This is a genomic window from Streptomyces sp. NPDC002825, assembly GCF_040295385.1.
GTDB lineage: Bacteria > Actinomycetota > Actinomycetes > Streptomycetales > Streptomycetaceae > Streptomyces.
In genome coordinates this window covers 332,437-345,355 of record NZ_JBEOVH010000002.1, presented here as the reverse complement: position 1 = coordinate 345,355, position 12,919 = coordinate 332,437, and the positions used below count along the sequence as shown (strand labels likewise).

General features: G+C 74.5%; 14 protein-coding genes. 7 read left to right on the top strand and 7 right to left on the bottom strand.

Annotation, left to right across the window (positions count from 1 at the left end; translation table 11 throughout):
* Nucleotides 1-318: 318 nt before the first annotated feature.
* Entirely contained in the window at nt 319-978 is a 660-nt protein-coding gene (locus tag ABT041_RS04010; protein WP_351178533.1) for a class F sortase, read from the top strand.
* 62 nt (nt 979-1,040) lie between these two features.
* Here the strand turns inward: ABT041_RS04010 and ABT041_RS04005 are convergent, their stop codons facing one another.
* Nucleotides 1,041-1,910: a polysaccharide deacetylase family protein gene (locus ABT041_RS04005; RefSeq protein WP_351178530.1), complete on the bottom strand. Its 870-nt coding sequence runs from the start codon at nt 1,908-1,910 to the stop codon at nt 1,041-1,043.
* 105 nt (nt 1,911-2,015) lie between these two features.
* Here ABT041_RS04005 and ABT041_RS04000 point away from each other — a divergent pair, with 105 nt between their 5' ends.
* A complete protein-coding gene (locus tag ABT041_RS04000) occupies nt 2,016-2,477 on the top strand; it encodes a universal stress protein (RefSeq protein ID WP_351178527.1) in 462 nt (153 codons plus the stop codon).
* 108 nt (nt 2,478-2,585) lie between these two features.
* Here ABT041_RS04000 and ABT041_RS03995 read toward each other — a convergent pair whose 3' ends face one another.
* A complete protein-coding gene (locus tag ABT041_RS03995; protein WP_351178524.1) occupies nt 2,586-3,812 on the bottom strand; it encodes a CapA family protein in 1,227 nt (408 codons plus the stop codon).
* Between the two features lie 260 nt (nt 3,813-4,072).
* Here ABT041_RS03995 and ABT041_RS03990 point away from each other — a divergent pair, with 260 nt between their 5' ends.
* The 3 genes from ABT041_RS03990 to ABT041_RS03980 all read left to right on the top strand — a co-directional run bounded on the left by ABT041_RS03990 (nt 4,073) and on the right by ABT041_RS03980 (nt 5,765).
* Nucleotides 4,073-4,639 carry a sigma-70 family RNA polymerase sigma factor gene (locus tag ABT041_RS03990; RefSeq protein ID WP_351178521.1) on the top strand — a complete coding sequence of 189 codons (567 nt, stop codon included), beginning with the start codon at nt 4,073-4,075 and terminating at the stop codon, nt 4,637-4,639.
* A gap of 4 nt (nt 4,640-4,643) precedes the next feature.
* Nucleotides 4,644-5,066, top strand: a complete 423-nt coding sequence (locus ABT041_RS03985; protein ID WP_351178518.1) for a PaaI family thioesterase — start codon at nt 4,644-4,646, stop codon at nt 5,064-5,066.
* Nucleotides 5,067-5,270: 204 nt separating this feature from the next.
* The gene (locus ABT041_RS03980) at nt 5,271-5,765 is read left to right on the top strand and encodes a hypothetical protein (RefSeq protein ID WP_351178516.1); all 495 of its coding nucleotides are present in this window, start codon (nt 5,271-5,273) and stop codon (nt 5,763-5,765) included.
* Nucleotides 5,766-5,771: 6 nt separating this feature from the next.
* On the opposite strand, the gene ABT041_RS03975 is transcribed toward ABT041_RS03980, so the two are convergent.
* The 5 genes from ABT041_RS03975 to ABT041_RS03955 all read right to left on the bottom strand — a co-directional run bounded on the left by ABT041_RS03975 (nt 5,772) and on the right by ABT041_RS03955 (nt 10,847).
* Complete coding sequence (locus tag ABT041_RS03975; protein ID WP_351178513.1) at nt 5,772-6,980, bottom strand: sensor histidine kinase; 1,209 nt, start codon at nt 6,978-6,980, stop codon at nt 5,772-5,774.
* Nucleotides 6,977-8,722 carry a sodium/solute symporter gene (locus ABT041_RS03970; RefSeq protein ID WP_351178510.1) on the bottom strand — a complete coding sequence of 582 codons (1,746 nt, stop codon included), beginning with the start codon at nt 8,720-8,722 and terminating at the stop codon, nt 6,977-6,979. The genes ABT041_RS03975 and ABT041_RS03970 overlap by 4 nt, the downstream gene beginning before the upstream one ends.
* Nucleotides 8,723-8,732: 10 nt before the next feature.
* Entirely contained in the window at nt 8,733-9,134 is a 402-nt protein-coding gene (locus ABT041_RS03965; RefSeq protein ID WP_351178507.1) for a hypothetical protein, read from the bottom strand.
* Nucleotides 9,135-9,211: 77 nt separating this feature from the next.
* The gene (locus ABT041_RS03960; RefSeq protein WP_351178505.1) at nt 9,212-9,964 is read right to left on the bottom strand and encodes a LytR/AlgR family response regulator transcription factor; all 753 of its coding nucleotides are present in this window, start codon (nt 9,962-9,964) and stop codon (nt 9,212-9,214) included.
* A 10-nt stretch (nt 9,965-9,974) separates the two neighbouring features.
* On the bottom strand, nt 9,975-10,847 hold the full coding sequence (locus ABT041_RS03955) for an Fpg/Nei family DNA glycosylase (protein WP_351178502.1): 873 nt from the start codon (nt 10,845-10,847) through the stop codon (nt 9,975-9,977).
* Between the two features lie 61 nt (nt 10,848-10,908).
* Between ABT041_RS03955 and ABT041_RS03950 the strand changes: the two genes are divergently transcribed.
* Both ABT041_RS03950 and ABT041_RS03945 read left to right on the top strand, forming a co-directional pair.
* Nucleotides 10,909-11,580 carry a response regulator transcription factor gene (locus ABT041_RS03950; protein ID WP_351178499.1) on the top strand — a complete coding sequence of 224 codons (672 nt, stop codon included), beginning with the start codon at nt 10,909-10,911 and terminating at the stop codon, nt 11,578-11,580.
* The gene (locus tag ABT041_RS03945; protein WP_351178496.1) at nt 11,577-12,869 is read left to right on the top strand and encodes a sensor histidine kinase; all 1,293 of its coding nucleotides are present in this window, start codon (nt 11,577-11,579) and stop codon (nt 12,867-12,869) included. The genes ABT041_RS03950 and ABT041_RS03945 overlap by 4 nt, the downstream gene beginning before the upstream one ends.
* The last annotated feature ends 50 nt before the right edge of the window (nt 12,870-12,919 follow it).

Genomic DNA, 12,919 nt, shown 5'->3' with positions numbered 1-12,919 from the left:
ATCACAAACCGGTGCGAGCCGTGCATGTCGGCACTGGGCCACCCCGGTGAGCCGACACGCCGGGGACGAGTCCCTCTGAGGCGACGGAAGCGCAGGTCAGAGCGGTCCGGGGTGCTTATCTGACGATTACTCGGATGGGTCAGCCGGACTGTCACCCACCTGCCCGGCGCGACCCCTTCGCCGAGGCGCGCCGCCGTATGTCCCCGTGCCCGGGGCCCGGACACACGTCCGGCGGCGGCCCCCACCCGTTCGCGCCGTCCGGCGCGACGGCCCGTGCGACCGCCCTTACCGTTCTGACGACGCCGAGAAGGGAGAACCATGCCCCCGAAGGACTTCCGCGTCTTCGAGCGCAGGAGACGCCAACCCTGGGGCGTCCTGGCCCTCGCCATGCTGTCCGGGCTCGCGATGATGCGCAACGGCGTGGACATCGCCCAGGGGCCGCCGCAGCCCGCCGCGGCGGCCCGGCCGGTGGCACGCCCGGTGGCCCCGCCGCCAGCCGCCAGTACGGGTCTCGAACCGCTGCCCTACGCCCCCGCGTCCCGCATCAAGATCCCGGCGATCCAGGTGGCGGCCCCCATCATGGACGTGGGCCTGGACGAGAGCGGCTGGGTGGCGGCCCCGCCCCCGGAGGATCCCAACCTCGCCGGCTGGTACCAGAACGGAATCGCGCCCGGCCAGCGCGGCACCTCCGTCATCGTGGGCCACGTCGACAACACGAAGGGTCCGGCGGTCTTCTACGGCCTCGGCTCCCTCCAGAAGGGCCAGCACATCGAGGTCGAGCGGTACGACGGCCGGGTGGCGGTCTTCGAGATCTACGGCGTCGAGGTGTACGCCAAGGACAACTTCCCCGGGGTGCAGGTGTACGCCGACAACGGCGAGCCGGAGCTGCGGGTGATCACCTGCGGCGGCGGCTACACGCGCGCGCGGGGGTACGACGGGAACGTCGTCGTCTACGCGCGCATGGTCGGGTCCCGCTAGCCGGCCGCACACCCAAGGGCCCCGGCACCAGGTGCCGGGGCCCTTGGCGCGTACCCGAGGGGTCAGCGCCGGGGGACGGTGATCCGGTAGCCGTCGTCGAGGAGTTGGGGCAGATAGCGGCGGAGTGCGGCCACGCTCTGGGAGCGGTTGCCGCCGGCGTCGTGGGAGAGGACGACGACGCCGGGCGCGGCGCCGTCCAGGACGCGGCGGACGATGGAGTCGGTGCCGGGCTCCTTCCAGTCGAGGGTGTCGACGGTCCAGGCGAGCGGCTCCATGCCGAGTTCGGCGCCGATCTCGAAGGAGAGCCGGTTCCAGGCGCCGTAGGGCGCGCGGTACCAGAGCGGGGGCGTGCCGAGGACCCGCTCGATGATCTCGCTGGTGGAGCCGAGCTCGTCGCGGATCCGGGAGGGCCGCAGTCTGGGGACGAGGGGGTGGGACCAGGTGTGGTTGCCGACGATGTGGCCGTCCGCGTCCATCTCGCGCAGGAGGTCCTGGTTCTCCACGGCCATCTCGCCGCAGACGAAGAACATCGCCCGGCAGTCGTACCGGCGCAGGGTCTCCAGGATGCCGGGGGTGTACCGGGGGTCGGGGCCGTCGTCGAAGGTCAGCACCATCGAGCGGCCGACGCCGGACATGCTGAGGAAGGGCCGGTGGCGCACCGGCGGCACCGCGCGCCGGAAGGCCGGGGGCGCGTACGAGGTCATGGGCTGGAGCCGGTACGCGGAGGGGCTCAGCCGCGCGGCGTGTGTCCGCGGGCCGGCGGGCGGGGCCGCGTGGCCCGTGCCGGGCGTGCCGGGCGCGCCCCGGGGCGGGGAGGCGGCGTCGGGGGGCGCGTCGGGGGCGCCGAACCGGTCCGCCGCGAATACTCCGACGGTGGCGGTGGCCCCGAGCGCGGCGGCAAGGCGCAGCACCGCCCGGCGCGTGCTGGGCATCTGATCCTTTTTCATGACCAATGGTCCCTACGGGGGAGGGTCCGGGCGGCTCAACGACACCGGGCGCCTGCCCGAAAACACCCGATGAGCCGATAGCCTCGAAGGGTGAGCGAACAGCAGCCCGGCCGGTTCGAACGCGGCACCGACGGCCCGAAAGTGATCATGGCCGGGGTGGACGGCTCCGCCTCCTCCCTGCGCGCCGCGGCGTACGCGGCCGGGCTCGCCCGGCGCCAGAACGCCCTGCTCGCGCTCGTGTACGTGCAGCCGGTGATCCCGGCCGGCGTGGCGCTGGGCGCGCCCGTGACCGGGACCACCGAGGAGATCGCCGAGGAGCTCGTCGCGGAGATCCGGACGTCCGCTGAGCGGGTGAAGGACCTGTGGCGGATCCGGTGGGAGTTCCACACCTTCCGCGGCGACGCCTACGCGGGCCTCGTGCAGGCGGCGGAGGAGCTGACGGCGGACGCCGTGGTCGTGGGCGCCTCGGAGTCGGCGGGCCACCGCTTCATCGGCTCGGTCGCCGTCCGTCTGGTGAAGGCGGGCCGCTGGCCGGTCACGGTCGTACCGTGAACCGTCCGACGGCCCGTCGGCCGCATGCCGTGACCGGCCCGCGCCCCGTCACCGTCCTGGGCCCGGTCGCCGTCCGTACGTGACCGGCCCGCCTGCCGCGGAAGGGCGCTACCGCCCCATCACCAGGCCGTCCTTGTCCGCGCCACGGCCGAGGACGACCTGTCGGATCGTGTCGCGGATCTCGGTCTCGCGCGCGTCCCCGCCCTCCGCGGCGACGAGGTTCACGACCCGGCCGTGCGCGTTGTCGAACCACTGGGGGAGGAACTCCGCCTTGGTGACCTCCCAGCGCCCGCCGGCGGTCCTGGGCGGGGCGAAGGTGAAGCGGCCGATGCTGCTCATGTTGCCGCGCGCGTCGTAGGCGCCCTCGTGGTTGATCATGTCGCCGGCGATCTGGTCGCCCATCCCGTAGATGATCCAGGTGCCGTTGACCTTCTCGTAGGCCTGGGGGACGTGCGCATGGGTGCCGATCACCAGGTCGATGTCCGGGCGGCCGCCGCTCTGCGAGGCGGTCAGGGCGCGGCCGAGGGAGAGCTGCCGCCCGTCGGGCTCGGTCTGCCACTCGCTGCCCCAGTGGACGCTGACCACGACGACGTCGGCTCCGGCGGCGCGGGCGGCGCGGGCGTCGGCGATGACCTTGTTCTCGTCGAGCAGGTTGACGGCCCAGGGCCGCCCGTCGGGCAGCGGGTAGCCGTTGGTGCCGTAGGTGTAGGCGAGCTGGGCGACGGTGGCGCCGCCGGCCTTGAGCAGGGTGGGCCGTGCCGCCTCCTCGGCCGTACGGGCGGAGCCGGCGTGCCGGACGCCGGCCTTGTCGAGCGCGTCGAGGGTGCGGCCGAGGCCCGCCGCCCCGTCGTCGAGGGTGTGGTTGGAGGCGGTGGAGCAGGAGTCGTAGCCGGTGGCCCTGAGCGCGGCGGCGATCTCGGGTGGCGACTTGAAGGCGGGGTAGCCGGTGTAGGGGCCGCCCTTCTCGCCGTACACGGTCTCCATGTGGCAGATGGCCAGGTCGGCGCGGGAGACGATGGGCTTGGCGGCGGAGAACATGGGGCCGAAGTCGTAGCCGGTCTCGTCCGCGTCCTCGGCGGCCCGCCGGATGATCGAGTCGTGCGGGAGGACGTCTCCGGAGGCGACGAGGGTGAAGCCGGCGGCCGCGGAGGCTCCGCCGGCTGCGGCGGACGGTGCGGCGGTGCGAGCCGCCCCGCTCGCGGCCCCGGCACCGGTCGTGGCCCCCGGGGTGGGGGCGCCTCCGGACGGGCCGGTCCCGCCGGCACAGCCGGTCGCCGCCGCGAGCACGAGCGCGGCGAGCGCGGCCGCCCCCGCGGGTCTGGTGCGTGAGGTCATGTACGGCACTCCGCCCGATTCATGTGATGAACATCTGTTCTGACGAATTGAGCTCCTGAGAAAGCCGCAGTCAAGGGTCAAGGCCGCATGAGCCGACGAACCGCGCTGAAACGGACGCACCGGCTCCGTCCGACCGTTCGGCGTGCCATTCGCCGCTCGGTGCGACCGTTCGTCGCAGACCGTTGTCCGTTCCCTGTCCCCCGCCGTCCGGATGCGCTCGTATACGCCCCGGACGACGAGCCGCGGGAGAGGCGGGCAGCATGACGACGGCGACGAAGGCGACGACCGACGAGCGGACCCTGGAGGAACTGCAGCGGGACCACGGCCCCGCGCTCCTCTCCTTCCTGCTCTCCCTGACCCACGGGGACCGGCAGCGGGCCGAGGACCTCGCCCAGGAGACCCTGGTAAGGGCCTGGCTCCACCCCGAGGCCTTCGACGGCCCCTACACCTCGATGCGCCCCTGGCTCTTCACCGTGGCCCGCCGCCTCGCGATCGACGCCCGCCGCTCACGCCTCGCCCGGCCCGCCGAGATCGGCGACGGCGTCCTCGCGGTGACGCCCGACCCCGCCGACGCCACCGCCTCGGCCGAGGCCGCGCTCGACGTACGGGCGGCCGTGCGGGAGCTGAGCCCCGAGCACCGCGCGGTGCTCGTCCGGCTCTACTTCCACGGCCTCACCGTCAACGAGGCCGCCGTCGAGCTCGGGATCCCCGCCGGGACCGTCAAGTCCCGCTCGCACTACGCGCTGCGGCAGCTGGGCCGCTCCCTGCCCGGCTACCGGCCGCGCCGCGGGACCGTTGCCCGGGTCCGCGCCGGGGCCCCACAATGACGCCGTGACGCTGACACTCACCGCCGCCGAACAGGTCCTCGCCGACAACTTCGCCCCCTGGGTGCTCGATCTGGGACTGACCGTCGAGTCCGTCGACTCGGCCGACGGACACGAGGCCGTACTCCGGCTCCCCTGGTCCGACCGGCTCGCCCGGGAGGGCGGTGGCCTCTCCGGCCAGGCCCTGATGGCCGCGGCCGACACCGCGACGGTGATCGCGGTCGCCGCGGCCCGGGGCGGCTTCGTGCCGATGACCACCGTCCAGCAGTCCATCAGCTTCCAGCGCGCGGTGATCGGCGCCGACGTCCTCGTACGGGCGCGGCTCACCAAGGCGGGGAAGCGGATGGCCTTCGCCGACATCACCATGACGGCCGACGGCACGGAGGAGACCGCGGCCCACGCGACCGCCGTCTACGCGCTCCTGGGCTAGGCAGGGCCGCTCCCCCGCCCCTCCCGCCACCCTCGACCCGCTTGGCATCAGGAATCTCAGCCGTACCGATCCGGCCGGGAAACGTATCCGAAACCACACGGGCGAGTTGAGCAAAGCGGGACCCGCGGGGGCCCTTCACGGAGGAGGCTCTCCCCCGGGCCCCTGACGTCCGGGGCCCTCCACGTCCGGGAGAAGGTGGGAGCGTTGCTGCCCGAGAGCACGAACGGCGCCGGCGGTACCAGCGGCGGCGGCCTGGCCGTCCCGATGGCCTGGCTGTGCGCCGAGTACCTGGCCGACGAGGTGCTGCGGGCCGCCGCGCTGGTGGCCCCCGGCTCCCTGGAGTACCGGGCCGGCCTCCAGGCCCTCGCCCTCACCGTCCACCTCGCCGAGGAACCGGACGGACCGGCCGGCGGGTGGGCCGCCTGCCGGGTCGACGAGTGGCTGCGGCACACGGCGTACGACCGCCCCTGGCCGCCCTGGGTCGAGGAGCGGCTCGCCGCCCGGGCGGCGGGCGGCGAAGGCCCCGACCTGGCGCTGGCGCGGACCGCCTGGCAGCGGCTGCGGGACACCTGGATCCGCGCCGCCGACCTCGACGGCCGGACCGGCCCCGAGAGCCCGGTCGACGAGACCGAGCAGATCTGGCTCCCCGCCTGGAAGCTCGGTCTCCCGCTCGCGCACCTCTCCCTGCACCTGCGCTGACGGCGGCTACGGTGCCGAAGGATGCACACCCGGGCGGTACTTGGGGACGCGTACCGTCACCTTCATGCCCGCGCCGACCCCCGTCTCGATGACGAGGCCGTGCTCCGCCCCGTACACCTGGCGCAGCCGCTCGTCCACATTGGACAGGCCGATGCCGGAGCCCGCCGGGTGCTCTCCGCGCAGGACGGCGCGCAGCCGCTCCGGGTCCATGCCGATGCCGTCGTCCTCGACGGTCACCACCGCCTCGGCGCCCGCGTCCCGGGCGGCGATCGTGACCCGGCAGCCCCGCTCCCGGTCCTGCAGGCCGTGCTTGACGGCGTTCTCCACGAGCGGCTGGAGGCAGAGGAACGGAAGGGTCACCGGGAGCACCTCGGGGGCGATCTGCAGGGTCACCTTCAGCCGGTCGCCGAAGCGGGCACCGGCGAGCGCCAAGTACTGCTCGATGGACCGCAGTTCGTCGGCGAGCTGGGCGAACTCGCCGTGCTTGCGGAAGGAGTAGCGGGTGAAGTCGGCGAACTCCAGGAGGAGTTCCCTGGCACGCTCCGGGTCGGTGCGGACGAACGAGGCGATGGCGGCGAGGGAGTTGAAGATGAAGTGCGGGGAGATCTGGGCGCGCAGGGCGCGGATCTCGGCCTCCACGATCCGGGTGCGGGAGCGGTCCAGTTCGGCCAGCTCCAGCTGGACGGAGACCCAGCGGGCGACCTCGGTCGCGGCCCGTACGAGGACGGCCGACTCCCGGGAGCCGTAGGCGACGAGCGCGCCGAGGACCCCGTCCTCCCCGGTGAGCGGGGCGGTCACCGCCCAGCGCAGCGGGCACGCCGGGTCCTCGCAGCCGCTGTGCGCGGAGCGGCTGCGGCCGGTCGCCAGGGTCTCGGCGGCCTGCTCGCGGACGTGCGCCCGGTGGTGCTCCTCGCCCGGTCCGTCCCAGGCGAGGACCGCGCCCCGGTCGGTGAGGCAGAGCGCCTCGGTGCCGAGCAGCGAGCGGAGCGTGCGGGCCGCCTTGCGCGCGGTCTCCTCGGTGAGTCCGGCGCGCAGCGGGGGCGCGGCGAGCGAGGCGGTGTGCAGGGTGTGGAAGGTGGCCCGTTCGACGGGGGTCCCGAGGTCGGCGTCGGCGGTGCGGCCGCCGCGCCGGGCGGCGAGGCGGCCGAGGACGAAGCCCGCGGCGAGGAGGACGGCCCCGGCGGCGGCCGCGGCGGCGAGGGCGATGCCGCTCATCGGCGCACCTCCTGGACGGGGACGGTGCCGGTGATCTCCTCCGGGAGGTGGAGCCGGGCGAGGATGGCGGGGGTGCCGGGCGGGATCCGGCGGGGGGTGGCGAGCGAGACGAGCACCATCGTCAGGAAGCCCAGGGGGACCGACCAGACGGCGGGCCAGGCCATCAGGGTGTGCGGCCAGCCGGCGGGAGCGAGGCCGGCCCGGGTCGCCATCACGGCCGCGAGCGCGGAGCCGCCGCCCAGCAGGAGCCCGGCCATGGCGCCCGGCGGGGTGAGCCGGCGCCACCAGATCCCGAGGACGAGGAGCGGACAGAAGGAGGAGGCGGAGACGGCGAAGGCGAGGCCGACGGCGTCGGCGACCGGGACCTTGGAGGCGACGACCCCGACGGCGAGCGGGACGGCGGTGGCGCACAGGGTCGCGAGCCGGAAGTGCCGTACGCCCCGGGCGGACGTCCGGGAGGGCAGGACGTCCTGGGTGAGGACCCCGGCGACGGACATGGTGAGCCCGGAGGCCGTGGAGAGGAAGGCGGCGAAGGCGCCGGCCGCGAGGAGCGCCCCGAGGAGGTCGCCGAGTAGCCCGCCGAGCACCCGGTCGGGCAGGACGAGGACGGCGGCGTCGGCGGAGCCGGTGAGGGCGAGTTCGGGGGCGTAGATCCGGCCGAGGGCCCCGTACAGCCCGGGTAGGAGGTAGAAGGTGCCGACGAGTCCGAGGACGACGAGGGTGGTGCGGCGGGCGGCGCGGCCGTGCGGGCTGGTGTAGAAGCGGACGGCGACGTGCGGCAGGCCCATGGTGCCGAGGAAGGTGGCGAGGATCAGTCCGTACGTGGCGTACAGCTGGTGCCCGTCGCGGCCCCCGGCGAGCGGCTGGGACCAGCCGAGGGGGTCGGAGCCGCCGGCGGCCCTCTCGGGCAGGGCCGCCCCCCGGGGGAAGGACAGCGTGGTGCCGCCCAGGACGTGATGGGCGCCGGGGGCGAGGGTGACGGTCCGTCCGTTGTACGGGACCGAGTCGACGCTGCCGGTGACGGTGACCGCGAGCGGGGCGTCGAGCCCGATCCGTACCGTGTCGGCGACCTCGACGACGGTGTGGCCGCGCAGCACGGCGGGCGCGTCGAAACGGGCCCGGGGCGCCCCGTCCCCGTACCAGGCGGCGAGCAGGAACAGGGCGGGGACGAGCAGGGCGGTGAGCTTCAGCCAGTACTGGAAGGCCTGGACGAAGGTGATGCTGCGCATGCCGCCCGCGGCGACGATGCCGGTGACGACGAGGGCGACGAGCAGCCCGCCGACCCAGTCGGGGGCGCCGGTGAGGATCTCCAGGGTGAGTCCGGCGCCCTGGAGCTGTGGCAGCAGGTACAGCCAGCCGATGCCGACGACGAACAGGCTGGCGAGCCGCCGGGCCTGCGGGGATTCGAGGCGGGCCTCGGCGAAGTCGGAGAGGGTGTACGCCCCGGAGCGGCGCAGCGGGGCGGCGACGAGGACGAGCAGGACGAGGTATCCGGCGGTGTAGCCGACCGGGTACCAGAGCATGGCGGGGCCCTGGACGAGGACGAGTCCCGCGATGCCGAGGAAGGAGGCGGCCGAGAGGTACTCGCCGCTGATGGCGGCGGCGTTGAGGCCCGGCCGGACGGTCCGCGAGGCTACGTAGAAGTCGGAGGTGGTGCGGGAGATCCGCAGGCCGAGGGCGCCGATGAGGACGGTGGCGAGGACGACGGCGGTGACGGCGGGGACGGCGTAGGTCTGGTTCACGCGGGGCACGTCACCGTTCGCCGGAGCCGGTCTCGACGAGGCCCGTGAAGTCGCGCTCGTTGCGCTCGGCGCGGCGGACGTACCAGTGGGCGACGGCCCAGACGACCGGGTACGCCCCGAAGCCGAGGGCGGCCCAGACGAACGCCTCGGGCGCGGGCAGCGCGAGCAGCAGCGGCAGCGAGCCGACGAGCAGGGCCAGGGCGCCCAGCGCGGTGAGGGCGGCGCGGAGCTGACTGCGCATCAGGGAGCGGACGTAGGTGTGGCCGAGGGTGGTCTGCTCGTCGATCTCGGAGCGGGCCGGCGGGTGGGCGGGGCGCCGCGCGGCGGGCACGGGCACGGCTCCAGGGCCGTGGGCGGAGGCGTAGGTGACGGTCTCGCGCCGGGGCCTGCGCGGGGGTTGCTGCTCCGGCATCGGCGTCCGCTCTCTGACTGGCTCCTGAACCCGTGGAGTCTAAGCAGAGGGGGTGCGGCGCCGGTAGGGGTACGGGGTCAGCCGCCGGCCCTGCGCATCAGGAGGTCCCGCAGGTGGCGGGCGTGGCGGCGGCTGACGGCCAGGTCGGTGTCGCCGATCCGTACCGACATGGCGCCGGAGTCGAGCCGGAGTTCGTCGATGCGGCCGAGGGCCACGAGGTGGCTGCGGTGGATGCGGACGAAGCCCCGGGAGGCCCAGCGCTCCTCCAGGGTGGAGATCGGGATGCGGACGAGGTGGCTGCCCTGGTCGGTGTGGAGGCGGGCGTAGTCGCCGTGGGCCTCGACGTACGCGATCTCGTCGACGGGGACGAACCGGGTCACGCCGCCGAGTTCGACGGGGATCTGCTCGGATGCCGCCGGCGCGGCCGGCGCGGCGGTGGCGTGGACGAGCTCGTGGACACGGCGCACGGCCTCGGCGAGGCGCTCGCGGCGGACCGGCTTGAGGACGTAGTCGACCGCCTTCAGGTCGAAGGCCTGGAGCGCGAAGCCCTCGTGGGCGGTGACGAAGACGATGTGCGGGGGCCGGACGAAGCCCGCGAGCAGCCGGGCGACGTCCAGGCCGGTCAGTCCGGGCATGTGGATGTCGAGGAAGACGACGTCGATGCCGTCGTCGCCGCCGGGGCCGGTCTCCAGGGCGCGCCCGATCCTCCGCAGGGCCGCGGTGGCGTCCCCCGCTCCTTCGGCGGTGCGGACCCGGGGGTCGGCGCGCAGCAGGTAGAGCAGTTCTCCGAGGGCGGGCTCCTCGTCGTCGACGGCCAGTACGCGCAGCATGCGCGGGAGTCTATTTGAGGAGTTTCGACAGACGGCGGTCGGCGAGGACCTTCCCTCCGGTCTGGCAGGTGGGGCAGTACTGGAGGGACGAGTCGCTGAAGGAGACCTCGCGGATGGTGTCGCCGCAGACCGGGCAGGGTTCGCCGGTGCGGCCGTGGACGCGCAGGCCCAGCTTCTTCTCGGCCTTGAGCCTGCCGGCGGCGAGGCCGTGGGAGCGTTCGACGGCGTCGTGGAGGGTGGTGCGCATCGCCGTGTACAGGGCGGCGGTCTCCTCCGGGGTGAGGTTCTGCGTGGGTTTGAACGGGGACATCTTCGCGACGTGCAGGATCTCGTCGCTGTAGGCGTTGCCGATGCCGGCGATGAGACTCTGGTCGCGCAGGGCGCCCTTGATCTGGCGCCGTTCCCCGGCGAGCAGGGCGGCGAACTCCTCGGGGCCGAAGTCCTCCGCGAGCGGGTCGGGGCCGAGGCGGGCGACGCCCGGCACGTCCTGGGGGTCGTGCACCAGGTGGACGGCGAGGCGTTTGGTGGTGCCGGCCTCGGTGAGGTCGAAGCCGTCGCCTCCGGTGAGGGCGGTACGCAGCGCCAGCGGGCCCTTGCCCGGTCTCGGCGGTCCCGAGGGCAGCGGGTCCTGCCAGCGGAGCCAGCCGGCGCGGGCCAGGTGGATCAGGAGGTGGAGCTCGCCCGCGGCGCCACTGGTGGTGAGGTCGAGGAACTTCCCGTGCCGGCCCACGGCGGTGAACTCGGCACCCTCGACGGCGTTCAGGGGCGGGTCGTACGTCTTGAGGACGCTGATCGCGACGGGCAGGACGCGGGCGATCTCCTTGCCCACCAGGTGCGTGTCGAGGAAGGCGCGGAGCGCTTCCACCTCGGGGAGTTCGGGCATGGCTCCACCCTGCCGCACCGGGGATCGGGACGCGCGCCGGACACCGTTTAGGGTGTCCGGCGTGCGTGTACTGCTGGTCGAGGACGACGAAGATCTCCGGTTCGGGGTGGCCGCCGCTCTGCGGGCCGCCGGGCTCGCCGTCGACGAGGCCGCCGATCTGCCCCGGGCCGACGAGGCCCTGTTCGTCACGGCGTACGACTGCGCGGTCTTCGACCGGATGCTGCCGTCCGGAGACGCCGCCGCCTACGTCGAGGGGCTGCGGCGCTCCGGGCGTCACGTGCCGGTCCTGTTCCTGACCGCGCGGGACACCGTGGCGGACCGGGTGGAGGGCTTCGCGAGCGGCGGGGACGACTACCTCGTCAAGCCGTTCGCCGTGCCCGAGCTGGTCGCCCGGGTGCGCAGCCTGTGCCGCCGCTCCGCGGTCGTACGCCCGCCGGTGCACCACATCGGCGACCTGGAGATCGACACCGCCCGCCGGCACGTCCGCCGGGCCGGGGTGCTCCTCACGCTCACGAGCCGCGAGTTCGCGGTCCTGGAGGTCCTGGCGGCCCGCGCCGACCAGGCGGTCCCCCGCGCCGAGCTGATCGAGAGCTGCTGGGACGAGATGGCCGAACCGCAGTCGAACGTCCTGGAGGTCCTCGTCTCCCAGCTCCGCCGCAAGCTCGGGGAGCCGCCGCTGATCCACACCGTGCGCGGGGTCGGCTACCGGCTCTCGCACGAAGACCCGCGATGAGACGCGCGTCGCGGCCGCTCACGCCGAAGGACCGGGTGCTGCGGCTGCGCCGGAGGATCAGTCTGCTGTTCGCGCTGACCAGCGCCGTGGGGCTGATCGCGATGGCCGTGCTGGCCGTGCACAGCGACAGCGGCCGCTGGCGGGAGCAGCTCGATCACACGATGGACGCGGACACCAGCTGGGCCCTCGGCCTCCTGGACACCGACGAGGACGGCCGGCTCGTGCTGGACGTCCTGGCGGACTCGGTGGACACCGCGTGCCCGCCGCTGACCGTGCTCCTCGTGGACCCGGACGACCCGGCCGCGCTGACGGTCGAGCACGCGCCCGCGAAGCCGTGTCTGACCGTGAGCCGGCAGGTGGTCCTGGGCGCGGGCCGCGCGGCGGTCCGGGCCGACGGCGTACGGGCCTTCGACGGGCGGACGACGGGCGGTGAGCCGGTCCGCGTGCTTGCGCAGCCCTTCTACGCGCCGGAGGCGGCCGACGACGAGGCGCCGCAGGGCGCGCTCGTGACCGTGGCCGACGCGCGCGGCCCCCGGGACGACCACCGGCGGCTCGTCTGGGTGGTGACGGGCGGCTGCGCGGTGCTCGTCCTGCTGTCGGCGGCGGTCGGTCACGTCCTGTCGGGCCGGTCCGTCCGGCCCGCGCTCACCGCGCTCGACCGGCAGGAGGCGTTCCTCGCCGACGCCGCGCACGATCTGCGGACCCCGGCCGCCTCGCTCCGCACGCTCGCCGAGACGGCGCTGCGCGGCGAGACCGACAGCGCGGACGTGCACCGGCGCACGCTGCGTCTCGCGGAGGGGATGGGCCGGCTCGTCGACGGGCTCCTCACCCGGGCCCGTCTGATGTCCGGTACGGCGGCGGTGGCGCGGCAGCCGCTGCGGCTGGACCAGCTGGTGGAGGCCGTGGTCCAGGAGTCCGACGCCGAGGGCCGTCGCGTCCGGGTCGAGGCCGAGGAGACGGTCGTGGTCGCCGACCCCGATCTCGTACGCCGGGCCGTGGGGAACCTGCTGGACAACGCGCTCGCGCACGGCCACGCGCCGGGCGTCCCCGCGGACGTGCTCCTCACGGTCGGCCGTGACGGAACGCTGACGGTCGAGGACGCGGGGCCGGGCCTGCCGCCGGAGGTGGCGGGCGCGCTGTTCGAACGGTTCCGCAGCGGAGCGGGGTCCACCGGCCTCGGTCTGTCCATCGCCTCCTGGGTGGCGCACGCGCACGGCGGCAGCCTCACGGCGGGGCGGTCGGCGGCGGGCGGGGCCCGGTTCGTGCTGCGGCTGCCGGCCTCCGGCTGACCGGGGATCCCGTCCTCAGCAAATCCTCAGCATCCCTGAGTGATCCTTCC